This window comes from Streptomyces rimosus subsp. rimosus (assembly GCF_000720725.1).
Classification (GTDB): Bacteria; Actinomycetota; Actinomycetes; order Streptomycetales; family Streptomycetaceae; genus Streptomyces; species Streptomyces rimosus_A.
On sequence record NZ_JOCQ01000024.1, the window covers coordinates 1 to 22,571 of the forward strand.

General features: G+C 74.6%; 18 protein-coding genes and 1 pseudogene. 6 read left to right on the top strand and 13 right to left on the bottom strand.

What is annotated here, in order from left to right; genetic code table 11:
- The 6 genes and pseudogenes from IH45_RS01000000143655 to IH45_RS0114835 all read right to left on the bottom strand — a co-directional run.
- Nucleotides 1-845, bottom strand: an 845-nt coding sequence (locus IH45_RS01000000143655) for an EboA domain-containing protein (protein ID WP_199810672.1), incomplete at its 3' end; no start/stop codon positions are given.
- 14 nt (nt 846-859) lie between these two features.
- Entirely contained in the window at nt 860-1,801 is a 942-nt protein-coding gene (locus tag IH45_RS0114815; protein WP_050514858.1) for a sugar phosphate isomerase/epimerase family protein, read from the bottom strand.
- Nucleotides 1,798-2,976: an SCO3242 family prenyltransferase gene (locus tag IH45_RS0114820; protein ID WP_050514859.1), complete on the bottom strand. Its 1,179-nt coding sequence runs from the start codon at nt 2,974-2,976 to the stop codon at nt 1,798-1,800. The genes IH45_RS0114815 and IH45_RS0114820 overlap by 4 nt, the downstream gene beginning before the upstream one ends.
- Entirely contained in the window at nt 2,973-4,106 is a 1,134-nt protein-coding gene (locus IH45_RS0114825; protein WP_030667073.1) for an inositol-3-phosphate synthase, read from the bottom strand. The genes IH45_RS0114820 and IH45_RS0114825 overlap by 4 nt, the downstream gene beginning before the upstream one ends.
- A 128-nt stretch (nt 4,107-4,234) precedes the next feature.
- Nucleotides 4,235-5,197, bottom strand: a pseudogene (locus tag IH45_RS0114830) (ATP-binding cassette domain-containing protein); the annotation flags it as partial.
- 82 nt (nt 5,198-5,279) lie between these two features.
- On the bottom strand, nt 5,280-6,461 hold the full coding sequence (locus IH45_RS0114835) for an ROK family transcriptional regulator (RefSeq protein ID WP_030667077.1): 1,182 nt from the start codon (nt 6,459-6,461) through the stop codon (nt 5,280-5,282).
- Nucleotides 6,462-6,657: 196 nt separating this feature from the next.
- On the opposite strand from IH45_RS0114835, the gene IH45_RS0114840 reads away from it, so the two are divergent.
- Nucleotides 6,658-10,008 carry an ATP-binding protein gene (locus IH45_RS0114840; protein ID WP_030667079.1) on the top strand — a complete coding sequence of 1,117 codons (3,351 nt, stop codon included), beginning with the start codon at nt 6,658-6,660 and terminating at the stop codon, nt 10,006-10,008.
- Nucleotides 10,009-10,032: 24 nt separating this feature from the next.
- Here the strand turns inward: IH45_RS0114840 and IH45_RS0114845 are convergent, their stop codons facing one another.
- Nucleotides 10,033-10,923, bottom strand: a complete 891-nt coding sequence (locus tag IH45_RS0114845) for a siderophore-interacting protein (RefSeq protein WP_030667081.1) — start codon at nt 10,921-10,923, stop codon at nt 10,033-10,035.
- A gap of 331 nt (nt 10,924-11,254) precedes the next feature.
- Between IH45_RS0114845 and IH45_RS0114850 the strand changes: the two genes are divergently transcribed.
- The gene (locus IH45_RS0114850) at nt 11,255-12,139 is read left to right on the top strand and encodes a hypothetical protein (RefSeq protein WP_030667083.1); all 885 of its coding nucleotides are present in this window, start codon (nt 11,255-11,257) and stop codon (nt 12,137-12,139) included.
- A 51-nt stretch (nt 12,140-12,190) separates the two neighbouring features.
- Here the strand turns inward: IH45_RS0114850 and IH45_RS0114855 are convergent, their stop codons facing one another.
- Nucleotides 12,191-12,955, bottom strand: a complete 765-nt coding sequence (locus IH45_RS0114855) for an SDR family NAD(P)-dependent oxidoreductase (protein WP_030667085.1) — start codon at nt 12,953-12,955, stop codon at nt 12,191-12,193.
- Between the two features lie 139 nt (nt 12,956-13,094).
- Nucleotides 13,095-13,772 carry a GntR family transcriptional regulator gene (locus IH45_RS0114860; RefSeq protein WP_030667086.1) on the bottom strand — a complete coding sequence of 226 codons (678 nt, stop codon included), beginning with the start codon at nt 13,770-13,772 and terminating at the stop codon, nt 13,095-13,097.
- Between the two features lie 239 nt (nt 13,773-14,011).
- On the opposite strand from IH45_RS0114860, the gene IH45_RS0114865 reads away from it, so the two are divergent.
- Nucleotides 14,012-15,271, top strand: a complete 1,260-nt coding sequence (locus IH45_RS0114865) for an FAD-dependent monooxygenase (RefSeq protein ID WP_050514860.1) — start codon at nt 14,012-14,014, stop codon at nt 15,269-15,271.
- Between the two features lie 335 nt (nt 15,272-15,606).
- Nucleotides 15,607-16,455, top strand: a complete 849-nt coding sequence (gene fdhD, locus IH45_RS0114870; protein ID WP_030667088.1) for a formate dehydrogenase accessory sulfurtransferase FdhD — start codon at nt 15,607-15,609, stop codon at nt 16,453-16,455.
- A gap of 74 nt (nt 16,456-16,529) precedes the next feature.
- Here fdhD and IH45_RS0114875 read toward each other — a convergent pair whose 3' ends face one another.
- The gene (locus IH45_RS0114875) at nt 16,530-17,000 is read right to left on the bottom strand and encodes a MarR family winged helix-turn-helix transcriptional regulator (protein WP_030667089.1); all 471 of its coding nucleotides are present in this window, start codon (nt 16,998-17,000) and stop codon (nt 16,530-16,532) included.
- 193 nt (nt 17,001-17,193) lie between these two features.
- Between IH45_RS0114875 and IH45_RS0114880 the strand changes: the two genes are divergently transcribed.
- Nucleotides 17,194-18,135 carry a quinone oxidoreductase family protein gene (locus tag IH45_RS0114880; protein WP_030667090.1) on the top strand — a complete coding sequence of 314 codons (942 nt, stop codon included), beginning with the start codon at nt 17,194-17,196 and terminating at the stop codon, nt 18,133-18,135.
- Between the two features lie 287 nt (nt 18,136-18,422).
- Nucleotides 18,423-20,384, top strand: a complete 1,962-nt coding sequence (locus IH45_RS0114885; protein WP_030667091.1) for an exo-alpha-sialidase — start codon at nt 18,423-18,425, stop codon at nt 20,382-20,384.
- A gap of 15 nt (nt 20,385-20,399) precedes the next feature.
- Here IH45_RS0114885 and IH45_RS0114890 read toward each other — a convergent pair whose 3' ends face one another.
- Genes IH45_RS0114890 through IH45_RS0114900 form a run of 3 tightly spaced genes read right to left on the bottom strand, consistent with a single transcriptional unit; the run spans nt 20,400 to nt 22,552 of the window.
- Nucleotides 20,400-21,062, bottom strand: a complete 663-nt coding sequence (locus IH45_RS0114890; RefSeq protein ID WP_030667092.1) for a hypothetical protein — start codon at nt 21,060-21,062, stop codon at nt 20,400-20,402.
- Nucleotides 21,063-21,080: 18 nt separating this feature from the next.
- Nucleotides 21,081-22,223: a WXG100 family type VII secretion target gene (locus IH45_RS0114895; protein WP_030667094.1), complete on the bottom strand. Its 1,143-nt coding sequence runs from the start codon at nt 22,221-22,223 to the stop codon at nt 21,081-21,083.
- Nucleotides 22,220-22,552, bottom strand: a complete 333-nt coding sequence (locus IH45_RS0114900; RefSeq protein ID WP_030667096.1) for a hypothetical protein — start codon at nt 22,550-22,552, stop codon at nt 22,220-22,222. Before IH45_RS0114900 ends, IH45_RS0114895 begins: the two co-directional genes overlap by 4 nt.
- Nucleotides 22,553-22,571: the final 19 nt, after the last annotated feature.

Below are 22,571 nucleotides of genomic sequence, written 5' to 3' on the forward strand. Positions count from 1 at the left end.
GCCGGGGCTGGAGCCGGGGTCGAGGCCGGGGCTGGGGCTGGGGCTGGGGCCCGAGGGTCGGTGCCGGGTGAGGCCGGGGAAGGAGTTGCGGCTGGGGAGGGAAAAGCGATTGGGAAGGGGGTTGCGGTTGGGGGGACAGGTCGCGGGATGGACGCGGGTGGTTCGGTGGGTTCGGTCGGTTCGATGAGGTTCAGGACGCGCTGTACGTCTGCGGGTACGGGGCGGTGCGCGGCGGTGCGCTCACGGGCGTAGGCGGCGAGCATGCGGGCCAGCTCCGTGTCCCCGCGGGCCCGTTCGGCCAGGCCGGCCACGGCCGTCACCGGGACGCCGGTGAACAGGCACTTCAGTACGGCGTGCCGCCAGGCGTGCGGGGCGAGGTGGTGTGCGGCGTACGGCCCCACGGCGGCGGCGACCAGCCGGGTGTCGTTGGTGCGCAGCGCGTCCTCGACGAGCGACCGGGCGCCCGGGCCGAGGTCGAGGTGGGGCAGCGCCATGAGCACGGCGCGGCGTTCGGCGGCGGTGCCGTGCTCGTAGAGCCGGGTGACGGTCCGGAGGCCGGCGCGGGCCGTGTGCAGGAGCAGGATGCGGGCCGCCTCGGCCGCTTCCGGGTCCCGCGCGTGCGGCGGCTCGCGGCGGGTGCAGTTCCGGCCCGCCGAGGCGAAGCGCATTTCCCACACGGGCAGGGCGTACGCGGTGTAGGAGGGGGGTCCGCCGCCGTTCGCCGGGTCGCTACGGCCCTCGGCCTCGGCCTGTGCTTCGGCGTGCGCTTCGTCCAGCGCCTCGTCGAGCCAGGCGCGGGCGGCGCCGCCGAGCCGGTCGCGCAGGGCGGTGTGGAGCTGGGCCATCCAGGCTTCCGGCGTCAGCATCGGGGGCCTCCCGCCCTCGCGGTGGCCGATACGTACGACGGGACGGAGCGCGCCGGGTCGGCGGCGCGCAGAAAGGAGAGCGAGGTACGGGCGAGGTCGGGGCCCGCGTGGGAGTGGCGGGGCAGCTCGACGCTGACCAGGCCCCGGTAGCCGGTGTCCCGCAGTGCCGCCAGGACCGGCGGGAAGTCGATCTCGCCCGTACCGAACGGGAGGTGTTCGTGCACGCCGCGCCGCATGTCCTCGATCTGCACGTGCCGCAGCCAGGGCGCCGCCGCCCGTACGCACGCGGCGGGCGGGTCGGGCTCCAGGCACTGGCAGTGGCCGATGTCGAGGGTGAGACCGAGGACGTCGGCGGGCGGGGTGGTCCGGTGGCCGCGGGTGTCGGGTCCGGCGAGGGTGGCGCGTAGGCGGTGGAAGCCGGTGAGGTCGGAGAGGAGGTGGCCGGGTTCGGGTTCGATGGCGAGGGGGACGCGTGCGGTGGCGGCTTCGTCGAGTACGGGCGTGAGCGCGTCGGCGAGGCGTTGCCAGGCGACGGTCTCCGGGGTGCCGTACGGCAGGGCGCCGCTGAAGCAGTGCACGGCCGTGGCGCCGAGGTCCGTGGCGACGCGGATCGCCGTACGGAGCAGTCCGGTGCGGGCCGCGCGGGCGCCCGGGTCAGGGTCGAGGAGAGTGGGGTGGTGTTTGCGCCGGGGGTCGAGGACGTAACGGGCGCCGGTCTCGATGGCGACGGCCAGGTCCAGGGCGTCCAGTCGGCGCGCCAGTCGGGCGGTGCGTGACGGGAGGTCCGGGGCGAGGGGGTCGAGGTGCATGTGGTCGAGGGTGAGCGCGACGCCGTCGTAGCCGAGGTCGGCGAGCAGGGCGAGCGCGTCGGTCAGGCGCAGGTCGGTCAGGCCGTTGGTGCCGTAGGCCAGGCGCAGTGGAGTCGGCTCGGTCATGTCGGGCTGACCTTTCGCGAGAGCCGCCGGGCGGCAGGCAGCAGAGCCAGCAGCGCGGCACCCGTTGCGGGCGCTCCGGCTCGCGCGCTGAGCGCCGCCTGGAGCGGGATCATGGCGCGGATGCCGCTGCCGACGGCGCGCTGGAGCAGGTACGGCGAGGGGTTGAGGGCCGCGTGGAAGAACGGACGCGCGGCGGCCCCGGCGTAGAGCGCGGCGCCGACGGCCGCGACGACCGAGGCTGCCTTGGCAGTGGCAAGCATGGTGGTGGGAGGGGGTGCGGTCGGTACGACTGCCGCTCTGCTCGCCAGCGCGGGAACCTCCCGACCCGCCGTCGGCACGGCTGCCGCCCCGCCCACCAGCGCGACGGCCTCCCGAGGCATCTTCGGCACGGCTGCCGTCCCCCCTGCCACCACGGCCCCCACCCCCACCACAGCCCCCAACGCCGCCAACGGCACGGCTGATGAACTGCCCTGTGCCTCCCGGCGCGAGACCGTGGTGACCGCGAACGTGTGGGCGCCCAGCAGCGCCGCCGACGGCAACGCCTTCCCGGCCGCGCGCCCAACGGCATGCCCGACCGCGCACCCAACCGCCCGCCCAACCGCATGCTCAATCACATGCGTGGACTTCCCCACCGAGGCTCCCCCGACCAAGAACTCCCCGACCAAGGACTCCCCCACCCGGGGCTCTCCTCCCGCCCCCGCCGAAACAGCCCCCTGCAGCACGTCGAGACCACGGGCGCAAGCCATGGCGAGCGGGCCCGCCGGGGTGTTCTTGAGGTGGAGGTCGTACGCCCAGACCGTGGCGGCGAGCGCGGTCGCGGTGGCCAGGGTCGGGCGGCCCGCGGTGCCTGCGAGGGCGAGGCCCGCTGCCGTCAGGCCGACAGCCGTACCGAGTGCGGCGGCCGGGGTGATGCGGCCGGACGGGATGGGGCGGCCGGGGCGTTCGACGGCGTCGATGTCCCGGTCGGCCCAGTCGTTGAGCGCCATGCCCGCCTCGTACAGGCACAGGGACGAGCCGGCGGCGAGGAGAGTGCGACGGCCGGGACGGCAACCGGCTGCGGCAGCCCCCGCCAGCACGTCCCCCGGCACGCTCAACACGGCCGGCACGCGCAGGAGTTGACGCCACGGCGAGACAAGCGTGGAGGAGGGGCCCGCAGCGGGCGGTATCCGTCTCATCGCCGCCCCCGGAGGTCGTCCGCGAACGCGAGGAGTCCCGCGTACTGGTCGGCCAGTGCGGCGGGGCCGCCGTCCGGGTCCTTGAAGTAGAAGCCGAGCGGTGTGATCGGTCCGGCGAGGCCGGCCGCGTGCGCGGCCGCCATCAGGCGCGCGAGATCGAGGACCAGCGGTGCGGCGAGCGCCGAGTCGCAGCCCTGCCAGACGGTCTGGAGGATCATGCGGTTGCCGAGGAAGCCCTCGAAGGCGACGTGGTCCCAGGCGGTCTTCCAGTCGCCGAGGGCCGAGACGTTGTCGATGTGCACCTCGCCGGGCGGCACCGCGCCCAGCGTGTCCGCGAGCACGCGCGCCTTGCCGGCGTTCTTCGCGGCGGCGGCGCCCGGGTCGGCCAGGGTGGCACCGTCACCGCCGCCGAGCAGGTTGGTGCCCGACCAGGCGCGTACCGGAAGGGCCCGCTGGGCGAACATCGGGGCGAGCACGGAACGCAGCAGGGTCTGGCCCGTCTTGCCGTCGCGGCCCGCGTACGGCAGTCCGCTGCACACGGCCATCTGCTGGAGCAGCGGATGGTGCATACCGGTGGACGGCGTGAAGTTGACGTACGAGCAGCCCGCGCGCAGCGCCGCGTGGGCGTAGAGGCAGCTGGGCGGGAGGTGCTCGTCGGCGTCCTCGCTTCCGGCCGCCGGCTCGGTGGACGCCACATTGACCACGACCACCCGGTCCAGCCTGTGCCCCCGCGCGAACGCCCGCAGATCCGCCGTGAACGCGGTCACCAGTTCCGTGTCCCCGCGCTCGTCCCCGGGGAGCGGGCCGCCGGGGCGTATCGCCGCGTCCGCCGCGGCCAGTTCGGCGCGTACGGCGTGCGGCAGCCCGTACGGGAGCACGCCGCCCGAGGCCAGTTCCTCGGCCCTCTTCAGGAGCGGGTACGACGCGGTGTCATGGCCGCCGAAGACGAGGGAGGCCGGCGGCGGCAACGGGACCCCTTCGAACGGTGCGGTCTCGGTGACCATGCCGGTCGGCGGGTGGAGTCCGGCGGCGACCGCCGCACAGCCCGCGATCACGGTCGTGGCGACCGAGCCCCGCGCCCCGACCAGCCACACCCCCGTACGCCCGTCCCCTCCCCCGCCTCCGCCCATGTGTCCCGCCCTTCCCGTCACCTGCTCCACCCGCCCCTCCATCGCTCGCCGCTCTCCGTCACGTCACGTCCCGCCCCTCCGTCACCCGCCGCCTCCCGCCACCGCGTGCCCCTTCACCGCACCCCTTCGCCTCGCCCGGCCCTCTCCCCGAGGCCCAGGATCTCGCCGGGGTACAGGTCGAGGTCCAGCGGCGCGAACTCGCCGCGGCGGGCGAGGCCCCGGACGGTGAGGACGGGTGCGGGGGCCGCGTCCGCGGCGGCGGTGGGCCGCCGTACGGGGAGGGTGTGCCGTACGGGGAAGGCGTGCTCGACGGTGCGGCCCGTCATCAGGGTGACGATGTCCCGGGTGGGTGTCGTCCGTGCGTCCAGGCCGCGGGCCACGGCGCGGCCGTCCTTGAGGACGGTGACGCGGTCGCCGGCCCGCCGGACCTCCTCCAGCCGGTGCGAGATGTACACGACCGCGACGCCCGCGCCGGTCAGGCCGGCGACGATCCGGAAGAGGCCCGCGACCTCGTCCGGGTCGAGGGCGGCGGATGGCTCGTCCATGACGATCAGCCGTACGTCGTGGGAGAGGGCGCGGGCCATGGAGGCGATCTGCTGTCCGGCGGCGGAGAGCGAGCCGACGCGGGCGCCCGGGTCGATCCCGGGGTGGCCGAGGCGGCGCAGGAGGTCGGCGGTCCGGCTCCGCGCCTCACGGGAGCGGAGGAACCCGGCGGTGGCCGGCTCGTGTCCGAGGTGGACGTTCTCCGCCACCGACAGGTGGGGCACCAGGTCCAGTTCCTGGTAGATGGTGGCGATGCCCAGGCGCATGGCGGCGACCGGTGACTTGAGGACGACCGGCGCGCCCCGCCAGCGGATCTCCCCAGCGTCGGGCTGGTGGACGCCGGCCAGCACCTTGATGAGGGTGGACTTTCCGGCGCCGTTCTGGCCGAGCAGGCAGTGCGTCTCCCCGGCCGCCACGTCGAGGTCGACACCGTCCAGGGCGCGTACGCCGGGGAACGCCTTGGTGATGCCGTGCATGGTGAGCAGCGGCGTGTCGGTGGACGGCGGTCCGGCCGGTGGCGGCGGTCCGGGGTGGCGCTCTGGTGCCATGGCGTACTGCCTCCTCGACGGGCGTCGGTGGGCGGGCCGGGGCGGTGCGGAGCGGGCGCGTCGGCGGTGCTGCGCGGCTGCGTCAGGCGGGCGAGAAGAGGTGGTCGCTGATGAGGCGGGCGGCGCCGGTGACACCGGCCGCCTGGCCCAGTTCGCCCAGCACGATGGGCAGGTTGTTCGTCGCCAGCGGCAGCGACTGGCGGTAGACCTGGGTGCGGACGGCGGCGAGCAGGGTGTGTCCGAGGCCGGTCACACCGCCCCCGATCACCACCAGGTCCGGGTTGAAGAAGCTGACGAGCCCGGCGATGACCTGGCCGGTGCGGGTGCCGCCGGTCCGGATCAGGTCCAGTGCGACGGGGTCGCCGGAGGCGGCAGCGGCGGCCACGTCGGGCGCGCCCAGCGAACCGGCGGCGGCCAGCCGCGCCGCCAGCTCCGGTGACGTCCCCGCACGCGCCGCGGCCTCCGCGTCGCGGGCGAGGGACGCGCCGCCGAAGTACGCCTCCAGGCAGCCGTGGTTGCCGCAGGCGCAGGGGCGGCCGTCCGGTTCGACCTGGATGTGGCCGATGTCGCCGGCGCTGCCGGTCGTCCCCCGGTAGACCTCGCCGTTCACGACGATGCCGCAGCCGATGCCCGTACCGATCTTGACGAAGAGGAAGTCCCGCACCGTGCGGGCGACGCCCGCGTGCTGCTCCCCCACCGCCATCAGGTTGACGTCGTTGTCGACCATGACGGGGCAGCCCAGTTCCTGGCTGAGCGCTTCCCGGACGGGAAAGCCGTCCCAGCCCGGCATGATGGGCGGGGCCACCGGCACGCCCTCGGGGAAGCGGACCGGCCCCGGCACGCCGATGCCCGCGCCGTCGAACCCCTCGGCCACCCCGCTCGCCCGCAGCTTGCCCGCCAGCGCGAGGGCCTGCTCGAAGACCGCGACCGGCCCCTCCCGGACGTCCATGGGCTGGGTCAGGTGGCCCAGCACCTCCAGTTCGGCGTTGGTGACGGCGACGTCGACCGAGGTGGCGCCGATGTCGATGCCCAGGAAGCGCAGCGAGGGGGCGAGCCGGACGTTGTGCGAGCGGCGGCCGCCGCGGGAGGCGGCGAGGCCGTCGGCGACCACCAGCCCGGTCTCCAGCAGCCGGTCCACCTCCACCGCCAGCTTCGAGCGGGAGAGGTCGATCCGGTCGCCCAGCTGGGCGCGGGAGTTGGGGCCGTGGTCGCGCAGCAGGCGGAGGAGCCGCGCCTGGTGCGCGTTGGCGGGCCTCGCCGTCATGCGCCTCACGCCACCCCTCCAGCCGTCGTCGGCCGTACGCGGCCCGGCGCCGCGTGGCGCCGGGGCTTTCGAGGGGAACGTAGCAGCGCTTGTCCGGGCGGGGAAGAAGTATGGACGGGATCGCCGGAGACTTTCTCCTCTCCGAGGACAAAGGGCGTCGATCGGCGTCGGACGGCCGCCCGGGGACAATGGTCCGGTGATCTACCGCTACCGCGTTCTCGGCACCGCGCAGGCCCGCCGCCCCGACGGCACCGAGGCGCCCCTGAAGGGCGCGCGGCTGCGTGCGCTGCTGGTGGCGCTGGCGGCGGGCGGCGGGCGGCCGGTCCCGGCGGCGCAGCTGATCGCGCAGGTGTGGGGCGAGGACGCGGAGCCGCCCGCCGACGCCCCGGCGGCGCTCCAGGCCCTGGTGGGCCGCTTGCGCCGGGCGCTCGGCGGGCCGGCGGTGACCTCGTCGCCCGGCGGGTACGCGCTGGCGGCCGAGCCGGACGCCGTCGACCTCTTCCGCTTCGAGCGGCTGACGGCGGAGGGCACCGCTGCGCTGCGCGCCGGCGACCCCACGACCGCCGCCGCGCTGCTGGACGAGGCGCTGGCACTGTGGCACGGTCCCGCCCTGGCGGACCTGCCGGACCGGGACGGCGACCCGCTCGCCGTACGGGCCGAACGGCGGCACGGCGAGGCCCGCCGCGCCCGGCTGGCGGCCGAGGTGGCGTGCGGCCGGGCGGCCGACGCGCTGGCCGAGCTGGCTGCGCTGGCCGGGGCGGAGCCGCTGGACGAGCCCTTGCAAGCGCTGTACATCCGGGCACTGTCGGTGGCCGGGCGGCAGGCCGAGGCGTTGCAGGCGTACGAGGAGGTACGGGCCGGGCTCGCCGAACGGCTGGGCACGGACCCGGGCGCCGAACTCCGCGACCTGCACGCACAGTTGCTGAGCGGGGAACCGGAGCACCCGCCCCGTACACCCGCGCCACCCGCGCGGTTCCGCTCCCGCCTCACTTCATTCGTCGGCCGGTCCACCGAACTCGGCGCCTTGAGCGAAGAGTTGAGGAGAGGCCGACTGGTCACTCTGCTCGGCGCGGGCGGCGTCGGCAAGACCAGGCTGGCACTGGAGGCCGCCGACGCGGCGGGGGCGGACGGCGAGCGGTGGCCCGACGGCGTCCGGGTCGCCGAGCTGGCCTCCGTACGGGACGCGGAGAGCGTGCCCGAAGCCGTCCTGACCGCACTCGGCGGGCACCCGACGCAGGTACGCGCCCCCGGCGCCGACGAGCTGCGCGCGCCCGGCGGCCCCGCGACGCCGCTCGCCCAGGTGGTGGAACACTGCGGGCAGCGGCGGCTGCTGCTCGTCCTGGACAACTGCGAGCATGTGATCGACGCGGCTGCCGGGCTGGCGCACGCCGTCCTGGCCGGCTGTCCCGGCGTGACGGTGCTGGCCACCAGCCGCGAACCGCTCGGCGTACCGGGCGAGTCGGTGCGCCCCGTCGAGCCGCTGCCGCCGTCGGCCGCGCTCCGGCTGCTGGCCGAGCGGGGCGCCGCCGCGCGCCCCGGGTTCCGCACGGAGGAGGATCCGGCCGCCTGCGCGGAGATCTGCCGCAGGCTCGACGGGCTGCCGCTCGCCATCGAACTGGCGGCGGCACGGCTGCGGGCGCTGACGCCGTGGCAGATCGCGGAGCGGCTGGACGACCGGTTCCGGCTGCTGAGCGGCGGCAGCCGAACGGCGCTGCCCCGGCAGCAGACGCTGCGGGCGGTGGTGGACTGGTCGTGGGACCTGCTCACGGCGGACGAGCGGGCGGTACTGCGCCGCCTGGCCGTCTTCTCCGGGGGCTGTGAAGTGGCGGAGGCGGAGGACGTATGTGCCGCCCCGCCCCCGGCCGACGGCCCCCGCTCCCCCGTCGACGTCCTGGACGCGCTCACCTCCCTTGTCGACAAGTCGCTGGTCACCGCCGCCCCGGAGAGCCCGCGCGGCATGCGCTACCGGCTGCTGGAAACGGTCGCCGAGTACGCCGGGGAGCGGCTGACCGAGTCCGGGGAGCGGGCGGCCGTGGAGCTGCGGCACCTGAGGGCGTACCGGGAGCTGGCCCGTACCGGTGAACCCGGGCTGCGCGGGCCGCGGCAGGCGGAGTGGCTGGCGCGCCTGGAGGCCGAGCACGACAACGTACGGGCCGCGCTGCGCACGGCGGTCGCCCGGGGCGACGAGCAGGAGGGGCTGTGCCTGGCGCTGTCGATGAGCTGGTTCTGGCAGTTGCGCAATCACCAGGCGGACGCCCGGCACTGGGCCGCCGCGGTCGCGGGCCTGGGCCCCGACCCGTTCACCGATCCCGTACGGCCCGCCGAGCCGCTGGCGGACCGCTGCACGGCGGTCCCGCCGCCGTGGTCCGGGGAGCGGCTGCGGGAGGCCCGGCGCGGGGTGCGGCTGCTGGTGCTGGCCGGCAGCGGCGAGCAGGCCGGGCCGTCCGGGCCGGTGCGTCCGGAGGCGATCGTGGCCGCGTACCGTCCCGGGCTGCCGCAGACCGGGCGGCAGCCGGGCGTCATGTGGTTCTTCGCCCGGCTGATGACCGGTGGGTTCGCGGGACTGGACGAGGCCGTCGACGCCGTCGTACGGCACTGCCGGGAGCTGGGCGGCGGCTGGGACCTGGGTCTGGCGCTGCTGCTGCGGACCAAGCTGCTCGACAACCGGACGGCGGAGCTGGAGCGGTCGGCGCGCGACGCCGAGGAGGCCTTGGCCCTCTTCGAGGATGCCGGGGACCTGTGGGGCATCGCCGAGTCCCTGTCCGCGCGCGGCGACACGTATGAGCGGCGCGGGCAGTACGCATTGGCGGACGCGGACTTCTCGCGTGCCATGGAGGCTTCTGAGCGGATCGGCGCGCACGCCCAGGTGCCGGAGTTCAAGGCGCGCTTGGCGTCCGTACGCCTGGAGGGGACTTATGGGACGGAGGAAGGTGCCGCGTGCCGTTCACCCCGCGTCGAGCAGGCCGAGCAACTGCTGCTGGAGGCCGTGGCCGAGTCCCGGCCCGCCGCCGGGGAGACGCTGAGCACGGCGCGGCTGCTGCTGGCGCGGCACTACGGCCGGACCGGGCGCACCGGCCTCGCCCGGGAGCAGCTGCGCGAGGCCGAGCAGGCGTTCACCAGCGGCACTCCGGCGCTCTTCACGGGCATGGTGAGCGGGCTGCACAGCTGGCTGGACTGTCTCGACGGGGACTTCGTCCGGGCCCGTGACCATGTACGCCGGGCCGTCCGGCAGCTCGACTCCCTCGCGCATCTGGTGGCTCCATACCTGGTTGCCCATCAGTTTCTGTGCGCTGCCTGGGCGATGGCGGAGCTGGACGCGGTCGAGGGTGGGGCGGCTGAGGCGGGGGCGCGGCTGCTGGGTGCGTACGACCGCCACGCGCCCGCGTCCGAGGGCTTCGGATTCCAGCCGCTGCCGCCCGCGGTGGAGGCCCGGGTACGGGAGCAGGCCGAGGCGGCGGTACGCGCGGCGCTGACGGACGACGCGTACGGGCGCGCCTACGGCGAAGGCGGCGGCCTCTCGGTAAGGCAAGCCGCCACCCTCATCTGACCAGCGCGAACGCGGGCCCCGCGCTTACTGCGCGTCCGCCAGCCGCTCCCGCGCCTCGGCCAGGTCCTCTTCCGTCGGGGCGTCGTCCTGGGACAGCGCCCGGCGCCAGTAGCCGGTGAAGTCGACGGACCGCTTGTCCAGGCCCCGGTCCTCGACCAGGTGCCGGCGCAGCGCGCGCACCGCGCCCGCCTCCCCGGCAAGCCAGGCGAAGACCGAACCGGCGGGGAAGCGGGCCGCGCGCACCGCTTCGACCAGCAGTTCACCGGGCCCGGCCGCGCGCCCGTCGCGGTGCAGCCAGTGCACGGTCAGGTCGCCGCGGGTGGCGAAGGCCTGCTCCTCCGCCGCGTCCGCCACCTCGATGTACGCCACCGCTCGGGCCCCCTCGGGCAGCCACTCGGCGAGGGTGCCGATGGCGGGCAGCGCGGTCTCGTCCCCGGCGAGCAGCGTCCAGTCGGCCGTACCGAGGGGGACGGGCCGGGCGAAGTACGCCGAGGGGCCGAACATGCCGAGCGTGTCCCCGGGCGCGGCGCGGCCCGCCCACTCGGTCGCCGGTCCGCGTGCCGCCCCCGTGCCGTGCAGCACGAAGTCGATGTCGATCGTCGCGTCCTCCGGGTGGTGCGCGCGGACGGTGTAGCTGCGCATCCACGGCCGTTCGTCCTCGGGGATCGCGTGGAACGCCGCGTACCAGCGCATCAGGTCGCCGTCGGCGGGCGGCTCCGGGAGCCGCGGGACGGTCCGGCCGGGCCTGGGGAAGTACAGCTTGACCTGCTGGTCCGGCGCGTCGAGACGGAACCCGGCGAGGTCCGGCCCGCCGAAGGTGACGCGCACCATGCGCGGTGAGAGCCGCCGCACCGCGGTGACCCGGAGGTACCGGACCGGCAGGGTCGCGGGCTGGGAAGGCTGCTGCTGTTGCATGACGTCTCCGTGGGCAGGGGCCACCGGCCGACTACGGGCCGTGGCATACGGGCGGCACAGCGCGCGGGGCCTACGGCGCGCCGTGCGGGACAGTGGGACGACCGTCGCAGCCGCTGCCTACACGGCGCCTACACCGCGCCTGCATGCGCGATGCGGGTACGGCCGGTCGCCGCCCCGCTCACGTACGGCCTCCCGCCCCGGTCCGAGCTATCCGAGTGATTCGCCCCGAAGGCCGTCACTACGGGGGCCCCACCGTCAATACGTCTGCTGACAGGAAGCGTCCGGTGCCACCGGCCGCGTATGGTCCCGCACGAGAACGGAACACACCACCATGCCCACGGACCGCTGCCGACTGCTGCCCATCGCCTCCGCGAGCGCTCTGGCCCTCGCGACCACCCTGGGCGCCGGTGCCGCCCTCGTCACCTCGCCCGCGACCGCCTCCGGGCCCGCGCGCGCCGCCGCGCCCCGGGCCCCGGAGGAGACGACGGTGCGGGTGGGGACCGGCACCGCCGACTTCTGCCTCACCCCCGGCGCCAACCGGGCTCTCCGCAAGGCCGGAATCCGCCTGACCGCGATCTCCCCGGCGAAGCTCACCGGCCCGGCCGCGCGCCGCTGCGTGACCGCCCCGATCTCCGGCGGCGTGCTCAACACCCGCTTCACCTCCGGGCACCTCGACTTCCGGGGCGGCTTCGACTTCGTACGCAAGGACCACCGCCACCTGAGGGTCAGCGCTCTGCGGGGCGATCTCGCGACCTCGCGCGTCACCGGCACCGTCGGCGGCTCCAAGGGGCGCCGGACCGACTTCCTGGCGTTCCGGGGGAACCCGAACGGGGTCAAGGTGGGCGGCGGACAGGCACGGGCCGAGATGAGCTTCACCCTCACCGAGCGTGGCGTCGGCGCCTTCCGCGGCGCGTTCGGGAAGTCGCCGCTCACCGCGGGCCAGCGCGTGTTCGACGGGGTCGGTACGGCGAAGTTCAGCATGCAGCAGGCCGGCAAGGCGCCGTCCGGGACCGGCACCGCCCAGGACCAGGCGTCCCCCGCCCCGGCCACCCCGGGCCGGCAGACGCCCGGGACGGCGCAGAAGCCGTCGGGCAACGCGACGCACCAGCCGGCCGGACAGTCGCCCGCCGCCTCGTCCCGCCCGGCGGCCGGCTCGACGCCCGCACGGCAGAACGACGTGGCGATGGATCCGGTCAACGCGGTCCCGACCGACTGAGCGTCAGACCGGCGCGGCGCGGCGGCCGGACGGGCCGGCGCGCCGCGGCCGCTACAGGCCGACGCCGCCGGTGACGTCGACCTTGGTACCGGTGATCCAGCGAGCGTCGTCGGAGGCCAGGAAGGCGACCGCGTCGGCGATGTCCGGGGCCCGGCCGATCCGGCCGAGCGCGGTCAGGCCGATGTTGCGCTCCAGGTTCGCCGGGTCGGCCAGCACCTCGGCGGTCATATCGGTGCGGGTGAAGCCGACCGAGACCGCGTTGACGGTGATCCCACGGGGGCCGAGGTGCTTGGCCAGCGTATGGCTGAACACTTCGAGTGCGCCCTTGGTGAGCGGATAGCCGATGCCGTGGGCGGAGGCGATACGGGTGGAGACGGAGGAGATGTTGATGATCCGGCCGCCGTCGCGCAGTCGCGGCAGCAGCCGCTGGGTGAGGAAGAACGGTGCCTTGACGTTGACCGCGATCATTTGGTCGAACTCCTCGGGGGTGAGCACCTCGATCGGCCGCCCCATGAGGTTGAGCCCCGCGTTGTGCACCAGGATGTCGACCGCCGGTTCCCCGTGCGCGCGCAGCCCGGTCTCCAGGCCGGCCATGAGCGTGTCCACGTCGCCGGGAACGCCCAGTTCGGCACCGACGACGAACGCCCGGCCACCGTCCTCGGTGATGGCCGCGGCGGCCTCCTTGGCCGCCGCCTCGTTGCTGCCGTAGTGCACGGCCACCAGAGCGCCGTCCCGGGCCAGGCGTTCGGCGATGGCCCGCCCGATGCCCCGGCTGCCGCCGGTGACGAGTGCGACCTTGCCACTGAGGTTTGCCATGGTCACTCCCTGATCGTGGTGCGCAGCATTCCCCTCGTCCCATTAACTATGGTTAGCCTAACCTAAGTTACTGCTCATGCGGCCGCGGAAATCCCGCGCGCGGCGGAACCGCGGGTTCGGCGGACGCGCGACGGCGGGCTCAGCCCTCGGCCCGCTCGTGATACATCCGCCGGGTGTGCTCGGTGTGCGCCCGCATGACCGCGGTCGCCCGGTCCTCGTCCCGGTCGGCGATCGCCGCGATCAGTTCGCGGTGCTCGGTCCAGGACCGCTTGCCGCGCTGCCGGGCGACGGGGGTGTGGTACCAGCGCACCCGCCGCCCGACCTGCGCCGCCAGGCCGGCCAGCACCGTGTTGCCCGCCAGGGCCATCACCTTGGCGTGGAACTCCGCGTTGACGGCGACCGCGGTCTCCACGTCGTCGTCGCGTACCGCCTGTTCGCCCCGGTCGCACAGCGCCTCCAGCTCCGCGATGCCGGCCGAGCCGGCGTTGGCGGCGGCGAGCCGGGCGGCCTCCGCCTCCAGGAGCGTGCGCACGGTGAGCAGCTGGTCGGCCTCCTCCTCGGTGGGCTCGTGCACGAACGCGCCCTGCGCCGGGCGCAGGTCGACCCAGCCCTCCGTGTTGAGCCGCTGCAGCGCCTCGCGGACCGGCTGCCGGGAGACGCCGAGGTGGCCCGCCAGTTCACTCTCGACCAGATGCTGGCCGGGGCGCAGCGTGCGGGTCGTGATCAGTTCGAGGAGCGCTTCGTAGACGCGCTCGCGCAGCGGGCCGGGGCGTTCCAGCTTCGGCACGGCGCCCTGCGGCAGGCCTGTGGACAGCATCGAGATACCCCTCCGTGGACGCGACCGGGTGCGGAGCGGGTGCGCGCGGCGGCCCGGGCGGCCGATTGGTTATCGTCTACAGTCTACCGAGCACCGCCGCCCGCGCGCAGGCCGCCCGCCGGCCGCGCCGCGCCCGGCCACCGCCCCCTGGACAGCGACAACTCCTGCGAGAATATGTCCGCTTGAACGACCTAGGACCGCCGCGGGCCGTCACCGGACCGCAGGAGGGGCAGGCACCCATGCACGGAGGAACGATCGCCGTCGTGGGCGGGAGCATCGCCGGATGCGCCGCCGCACTCGCCGCACACCGGGGCGGCGCCACGCACATCACGGTCTACGAACGCGCCGCCGGCCGCCTGGCGGACCGCGGCGCCGGTCTGGGCGTGCACAACGCCCGCTACGCGGAACTGGCGTCGGCCGGGTACATGGACGCGGACATGCCCTGGATCCAGCTCTCCCGGCGCCGCTGGTACACACGCGACGGCGGCACCCCGCTCGGCCGGCCGGTGGGCGAACTGCCCTTCCCGTTCCGCACCTACAACTGGGGCCCGCTCTGGCGCGAGCTGCGCGACCGGATGCCCCCGACCACCGTGTTCCGCGGGGACAGCCCGGTCCGTACGGTCGAGACCTCGGCCGACGGCGCCGTGGTGCACCTGGAGGACGGCACCACCCACCACGCCGACCTGGTCGTCGGCGCGGACGGCTACCGCTCGGCGGTGCGCGGCGCCGCCTTCCCCGACGTACGGCCCGCGTACGCCGGTTACCTGGCCTGGCGGGGCGCGTTCCCCGCCGAACGGCTGGCCGCGCTCGACGGCCCGGCCGGCGCGTGGCCGGTCGAGGACTGCGTCTTCGCCGTCTTCCCCGGCGGCCACGCCGTCATCTACCGCATCCCGGACGGCTACGGCGGCCACCGCGCCAACTGGGTGCTCTACACCGTCCCGCCCCCGGAGCTCGACCTCGGCCTGGACACCCCCACCAGCCTCCCGCCCGGCACCCTCGGCGAGGCGCTGCACGCGCACTTCGCGCAGGTCACCGGCGAACTCCTGCCGCCGTACTGGGGCGGCCTGCTCCAGCTGACCCGGCCGGAGGAGCTGTTCATCCAGCCGATGTACGACTTCACGGCGCCCCGCTACGCCGCGGGCCGCCTGCTGCTCACCGGGGACGCGGCCACGGTCGCCCGCCCGCACACCGGCAGCGGCGCGGTGAAGGCCCTCCAGGACGCCACCGCCCTGGAGGCCGCCTGCGCCGACGCGGGAAACTGGGCCGAGGCGGCCGCCGCGTACGACGCGTCCCGCGGCCCCATCGGCAGCTCGATGATGGAACTCGGCCGCCGCCTCGGCGATGCCCTCGTCCTGCGCAGCCCGGACTGGCGGACGGTGGGGCAGACGGACCTGGACGCACTGTGGGCGGGGGCGGACGCGGGCGCGTTCGGCGGACGGGCCTTGTCGGGACGGGCCTTGTCGAAGGCGCCGGGCACCGAGCGAACCACACAGGGGTAGCGGCAGGGGTAGCGGCCTGTCGGCGGCCCGTCAGGGATTGCCGGTACGGCGGGCGCGGTGACGGCGTACGGCCGGGACGAGGACCGCGCCGACAACCGCCACGCCACCGGCGGCCGACGCGAGGTGCGCGGGGTCGGTGCCGCCGCCGGTAGCGGCCCGCTTGCCGCGGGAGCCCGCGTCCGCGTCGGAACCGTTCGAGGGGCCACTTGCACCTCATCGATCATGCGCACGCCGGGCGCCGGGCAGCCGGCCGGACGCGTACCGGACAATGGAACGGCCGAGGCCGACCCGCCACCACGGGCCGGCGCACCAGGGACGGACAGGACTGATCAGACATGGGACGGGTCACCGAGCGACGCCGCGTCATCCGCATCCGCGACGGAGCCGTGAGCACGCGCCCGGACACCCTCGTCGGCGAGGAGCCGCTGGAGATCCGCCTCGGCGGCCGGCCGCTCGCCATCACGATGCGCACACCGGGCGACGACTTCGCGCTGGCCGCGGGCTTCCTGGTGAGCGAGGGCGTGCTCGGCGACGCCGGAGAACTGGCGAACATCGTGTACTGCGCGGGCGCCACCGAGGACGGCTCGAACACGTACAACGTGGTGGACGTACAGCTCGCGCCCGGCGTCCCCGTCCCGGACATCACGCTGGAACGCAACGTCTACACGACGTCGTCCTGCGGCCTGTGCGGCAAGGCCAGCCTGGACGCGGTCCGCACGTCCACCCGCTGGCCCCTGGACCCGCCCGCCGGCGCCCCGGCCCGCATCGTGCCCGCGACCCTGTCCGCCCTGCCCGGCCGACTGCGGGCCGCGCAGCGCGTGTTCGACCGGACCGGCGGGCTGCACGCCGCCGCGCTCTTCGACGCCGACGGCGAACTCCTCGACGTACGCGAGGACGTGGGCCGTCACAATGCCGTCGACAAGGTCGTCGGCCGCGCCCTCCAGGACGGACGGCTGCCGCTGCGCGACACCATCCTGATGGTCTCGGGCCGGGCCTCGTTCGAACTCGTCCAGAAGGCGGTGATGGCGGGCATCCCCACCCTCGCCGCGGTCTCCGCGCCGTCCTCCCTCGCCGTGGACCTGGCCGCCGAGAGCGGGCTGACGCTGGTGGGCTTCCTACGGGGCTCGTCGATGAACGTGTACGCGGGTGCGGAGCGGCTGGCCCTGGGGGTGACGGCGGGGTGAGGGGGCGCGGTGCGGCGCTGCGGGCGGCCTGACCCGCAGGTACGAGGCGGCCGACGGCGCGCCCTCGCACCCGGCTACTCCCGCCCCGTCTGCTCCGCCCCCGCCTCGCCCGGCTCCGCCACACGTGCCAGCAACGCCATCAGCTGCTCGCGTTCGGCGGGGGTCAGGCCCGCGGTCAGTTCGTCGTTGGCGCGGTCGCCCAGCTTTTCCGTGCGGCGCAGGGTGCGCTCCCCGGCGGCGGAGATCTCGATGGCGTTCTTGCGCCGGTCCCTGGGGTCGGGGGTACGGGTCACCAGCCCGTCGGCCTGGAGGTCGTTGACGACCGCGACCATGTCCTTGGGGTCGATGCCCACGCTGCGCCCCAGCTCGGCCTGGGAGACCGGGCCCAGTTCACCGACGGCCGACAGCACCGCGTGGTGCATCATCCGCATGCCCTCCTCGGCCAGCGCCTCGGCGACGAGCCGGTGGCCGCGCGCGGCGGCCCGGCCGAGCAGCCAGCTGGGGAGGGCCCGGATACGGGCGGGCGCGTAAGGGGTCTCTGCCATGGCACCAGCCTATCCGGAAAACCATTGGGCGACCCAATGATTGCTGTTATCGTTGGGGCATCCAACGGTTCGCCGGTGACACACTGCCGCGCCGTCCCGTTCGGCTTCCCGTTTCCTGCGCGGCGTCCGGCGACGTGACGCCTTTCCCCTGCGCGGCGTCCGGCGACGTCACGCCCTTCCCTCGGAGGTGCCCGTGCGGCGAGTCCGCTTCCATTCCTACGGCGGTCCGGAGGTCCTGCGGCTGGAGGAGGCCGAGGTTCCCGAGCCGGGCCCCGGTGAGCTGCTCATCCGTACCGAAGCCATCGGCGTGAGCCTGCCGTCCGTACGCCGGACCCGCGGGGACGGCAACGGCGGCGGCGTACCGCTGCCCGCCGTGCTCGGAGGCGAGGTGGCCGGCGAGGTGATCGGACGGGGCCCGGATGTCACCGGCTTCACGCCCGGCGAGCGGGTCACCGGGCTCTCCTTCACCGGCTCGTACGCCGACGTGGCCACCGTGCCGGCCGCGCTGGCCTCCCGGATACCGGACGGCGCGACCAGCGAGGACGCCGTCGCGCTGGTCCGCGGCGGTCAGGTCGCCCTCGCCGCGCTGGCCACCGCCGCCCCCGCCGGCCCGGAGTCGGTGCTGATCACGGGCGCGGCCAGCGCCACCGGGCACCTCGCGGTGCAGCTCGCCAAACTGCGCGGCGTGCCGCGGGTGGTGGCGGCCGTCGGCTCCGCCGCCAAGGCGGACTTCCTGTACGGGCTCGGCGCCGACGAGGTCGTGACCTACGAGGACGCGGCCTGGGGCGAGCCCGCCGACATCGTGCTCGACGGTGTCGGCGGGGACCTCCTGCCGCGTGCGGTGGCGGCTCTCGCGCACGGCGGACGGCTGGTGTTCTTCAACTCGGGCGGCGGCACGGTCCCGGCGTACGACCTCCTCGCGGGCTCCAAGACGATCACCGGGCTGACCATGGCGCGCTTCGCCGCCACCCGCCCGGAGCTGTACGGACGGCACGGCGCCGAACTGTGGAAGCACTTCCTCGCCGGCCGGCTGCGGGCCGCCGTCCACGCTCGCGTCCCACTGGCGGAGGCCGCGCGGGCGCACGAGATCATCGAGGGCCGCGGCAACCTGGGGAAGGTCATGCTGATCCCCTGAACGGCGGAGCGGGGCGGCGCACGGCGGCCTGTCCCATGACCCGTACAGACATCGCCCGCGTCCTCCGGACGGGGGGAAATCCGGCCGGGTACGAAGAACCGCCGCGCGTGGCTTGTGGCGGTGCCGGGAGCCCAGTAGCTTCCTGCGCACCGCACGGAGGTAGAACGTTCTACGTACGCCCCGAAGGGGATGAGCGGACGCCAGGGTTCCCGCTCCCCTCCCCCTCCCCCTTCCTCCTCCGACGCCCCGCCGATGCCCCGCCTACGCCTCGAAGGGCAGGTCGGATCATGACGTCACCGTTCCGCACCCATGACAACCACCGCGGCAGACCCGCCAACGGGGCCCGGCCCCGGCCGCGGCGCCGCGCGCTGGCCGCGCTCGCCGCCGCGGTCACCGTCCTCGTCCCGGCGGCCACCGCTCAGGCCGATCCCACCACCACCGCCGATCCGCCCACCGGCTTCGACCAGCAGGTGCTGTTCAAGGCCGCCCAGGAGCACGGCTATGCGTGCTTCCGCATCCCGGCCATCGTCCGGTCCACCCGCGGCACCCTGCTGGCGTTCGCCGAGGGCCGGGTACGCAACTGCGGCGACGCGGCCGACATAGACCTCGTACTGAAGCGGTCCACCGACGGCGGCCGTACGTGGGGCCCCCTCCAGGTCGTCAATGAGGGCGGAGGCGACACGCACGGCAACCCGGCCCCCGTCGTCGACCGCGAGACCGGCCGCATCCTGCTCGCCGAGACCTACAACAAGGGCCGCACCGACGCCGGAAGCTGCGACGTGCCCTGCGACCGCACCCCGCACCTCCAGTACAGCGACGACGACGGCGCCACCTGGTCGGCGCCGCGCGACCTGACCGCCGAACTCCGGCCCGCCGGATGGAACTCCTGGTACGCGACCGGACCCGTGCACGGCATCCAGCTCGCCCGCGGACGGCACGCCGGACGGCTGGTCTTCACCGTCAACGCCGAGAGCTACGCGGGCGGCCGCATAACGGCCAACCACGCGGCGCTGATGCTCAGCGACGACGGCGGCGACAGCTGGCGGGTGGGCGCCGTGGACAGCTACCCGACCGCCGCCGACGGCACGTTCCGTCAGAAGCCGTCCGAGATGAGCCTGCTGGAACGCTCCGACGGCTCGGTGTACGTCAACGGGCGCGAGCAGGACGGTACGGACCTCGGCCACCGCACGGCGGCCGTCAGCCGCGACGGCGGCGCGTCCTTCGCCCGCCCCTTCCGCACACTGCCCGGCCTGTACGCGCCGATGGTGCAGGGCTCCGTACTGCGGCTGCCCGCCCGGCACCCCGGCGCGCCCTCCCGTACCCTGTTCGCCGCGCCCGCCGACCCCGACCGCCGCCGCACGATGACCATCCGCTCCTCGTACGACGAGGGCCGCACCTGGGAAGGCGTGGACCGGGGCGCCCGGGTCACCACCGACTGGTCCGGCTACTCGGACCTGGTGGCCGTCGCCCCCGGGCTGACCGGGCTGCTCTACGAGGGCGGCGCGGCCGACGCGCGCGACGAGATCCGCTTCGCCCGCTTCACCGACGCCTGGCTCGGACCGCGCCGGGACCCCGACCCGACGACCCCGGACCGCGGGCGGCACGCCCGGCCCGCCCTCGTGCTGGGCGGTGCCCGTCCGGTACCGGGCCGCTTCGGCGACGCGCTCTCCTTCGACGGCCGGGACGACGCCGTACGGCTGCCCTTCCGCCGCTCACTGCCCCTGGGCAGCGGGGACTTCACCTGCAGCCTCTGGTTCCGCTACCGCGCCACGTCCGGCGAGCAGCCGTTCCTGTGGATGGGCGGGGTGGGCAGCCGCAGCCCGCAGGTGGCCCTGCGCGGCGACCCGGCCCACGGCCGGATCAGCGCCTTCATCACCGCGCTCGACGGCGCCCGGCCGGCCGCCACCGCGGAGGTCGCCACCGCCGCCGCGTACAACGACGGCCGGTGGCACCACCTGTCCCTGCGGCGCACCGGCGGCCGGCTGGCCCTCGCCGTCGACGGCGCCGAGACCCGTACGGCCCCCGACGTCCCCGGCTCCGTGAGCCGCAACTCGGTCTTCGGCGTGCACGCGGGCCAGAAGGTGGACAGCCGCGCCCAGCTGGCCGGTGACCTGGATGAAGTACGGGTCTACGGGCGGGCACTGAGCGACGGTGAACTGGCCCGGGTACGTGAGGAGAACGGGGGCGTCAGGGGGCCCGTCGTGCTGAACCTGCCCCTGGACGAGGTGGCCGACGTGGCCGACGAGTAGGCACGAGGCCGCTGGTCAACGCCGTCCGTAGAAGGCGTTGACCAGCGACTCCATGCTCTTCTGGAACGAGCAGCACAGCGCGATCCACGACCCGTCCACGAAGACCAGGTCGAACCGGCCCCGGGGCAGCGTCGTGCGCGGTCTGGGCCGCAGCTCGGCGATGTCCTGGCGCGGGACTTCCACGGCGAGGGCCGGTTCGGGGTCGCGGGCCCGCCACCCGGTGGCGTGATCGGTGACCACGAACAGCCGGCGGTCGGTGACCGCCTGGTGCCGGGGCACGCCGCCCGCATTGGTGACCTGCACATGGAAGCGGCCGGCCATGCTGGTCCAGCTACCTTCCATCGGCTTGCCGTACATCATGCGCTCGGCCGCGGCGTCGACGGCGTCCTCAAGGTTCTCCGGGGCTTCGCTGATTCCTTCCGCTATGTTTCCGGCGGCGCGGGTCAGCCTGCTGTTGGTGAACCGGTTGTCGGTGACCGCGTCGATCGGCCGCGACGCCCTGTTCAGCACGTTGCCCAGCACACCCCGGATGCGCTTCTCCAGAGCCGACTGCTTGGGCGGCAGCCGCAGATGCGCGGGAACCAACGGCAGGGACGGGTACACCTCGTACTGTTCGCTCTGCAGCAGCACCTCGCCGGGCCGGAGGAACTGCCGGCACGGGGTTTCGTGGTCGATCACGCGGCCATTCTCCTTGCCTCAGCCGAAGGGGTTGTCGGGGTCGCGCGGCTGCTGGGCCGCCGCCGGGCGGGTCATCAGGCGGATGTCCTGGTTCGCGGCCGGTTCCTGGTAGCGGCCGAGCGGATCCGGATTGGCCGGGGCCGGGTTGGTGGGAACCCCGTTCTTCGTCGGCGGGCTCAACGGTCCGCTGACGGCGGGCCCGCCGGTCGTGCCCCCGCCGGAGGGCGACGGGTCGAAGTCCGACGCCGGCGGCAGATGGACGTCGCCGTGCCGCTGCGCGCCGCCGCCGGACTTGGCACCCCCGCCGTCATTGCCGTCGATCATGTCGTCGAGCTTTTCGGCTCCCGCCTGAACGATGGGCGAGAAGGCCTGCGTCGGATCGCCCGAGAAGCCGAGGCCGCCCATGCCGAGCCCGACCGCGCCCTTCATCGGCACCTTGATCGCCTTCAGCGCCTTCTTCGCGGCGATCCCCTTCAGGAACTTCTCGGCCTCGACCGGGTCCTTGATGTGCTTCCAGGTCCAGGGCTTGAGCTTCTTGACCTTCGACATCTTCTTGGCCTTCTTCAGCAACTTGATGATGTTGACGAAGGCCCGGAGTTCGGTGGCCAGTTCCTCCAGCACCCGGGCGATACGGGTGGAGACGATCCCGGCCTGGGCCACGGCGGTGGCGGCGGCCGCCGCGGCCGAGGCGCCGACCGTGATGATCGAGGTGGCCAGCGCCACGGCGAGTTCGATGATCGCCCACTCGATCAGCTCGCGGATCAGCGTCTCCACGATCTGCTCGGCCAGCTTGGCCCGCTCGCCGGCCTGTTCCAGGACGTCGGCGACCGCGTCCATGTCGGCGGCTTCCTGCTCCAGCGCCGCTTCCATCTCGGCGAGATGGCCCTGGAACGCGTCGGCCGCCTGGCCGGTCCACTCGTGGGCGAGGTCCGCGCGGTCCCGGCGCTGGTCGGCGATCAGGTTGCGCAGCTCGGTGGCCTGTTCGCGCCAGAGCTTGGCGGCTTCCTGGATGCCCTCGTCGTCACCGGTGACGCATTCCAGGTGCTCGGCGAGCGGTTCGACGAGCGGACGCATGATGGCGTCCACCGCCGAGTCGAACCCGCTCATCCAGTCGTTGACCTTGTTGTAGGCGCTCAGCGCCCCCGTCGCCACGCCGCTCATCGGGCGCCCCCGGCCCCGCCCTGGACGTGCTGCATCGTGCGCACGGTCTCGTCCTCGTCGGACTGGTACGCCCGTGCCGTCTCGGTGACGCCCTCGCCGACCTTCTCCTCCAGCGTCGCCGCCTTCTCCAGGATGTCCAGGCAGTCCTCGCTCTGCTCCGCGTAGGCGCTGTACAGTTCGTCGGCCTCCGGGAGCTTTCCGAAGGCCTGCTGGTTCAGCGAGTGCGAGGCGAGCTTGCTGCGTATCGCCCGCAGCTTCTCCGCCCGCTGGTCGGAACTCTTGGCGAACTTGTGCAGGGCTTCTTGAGCAGCGCTGAATTGCTCGGGCACAGATCTCCCCCGATCCGTT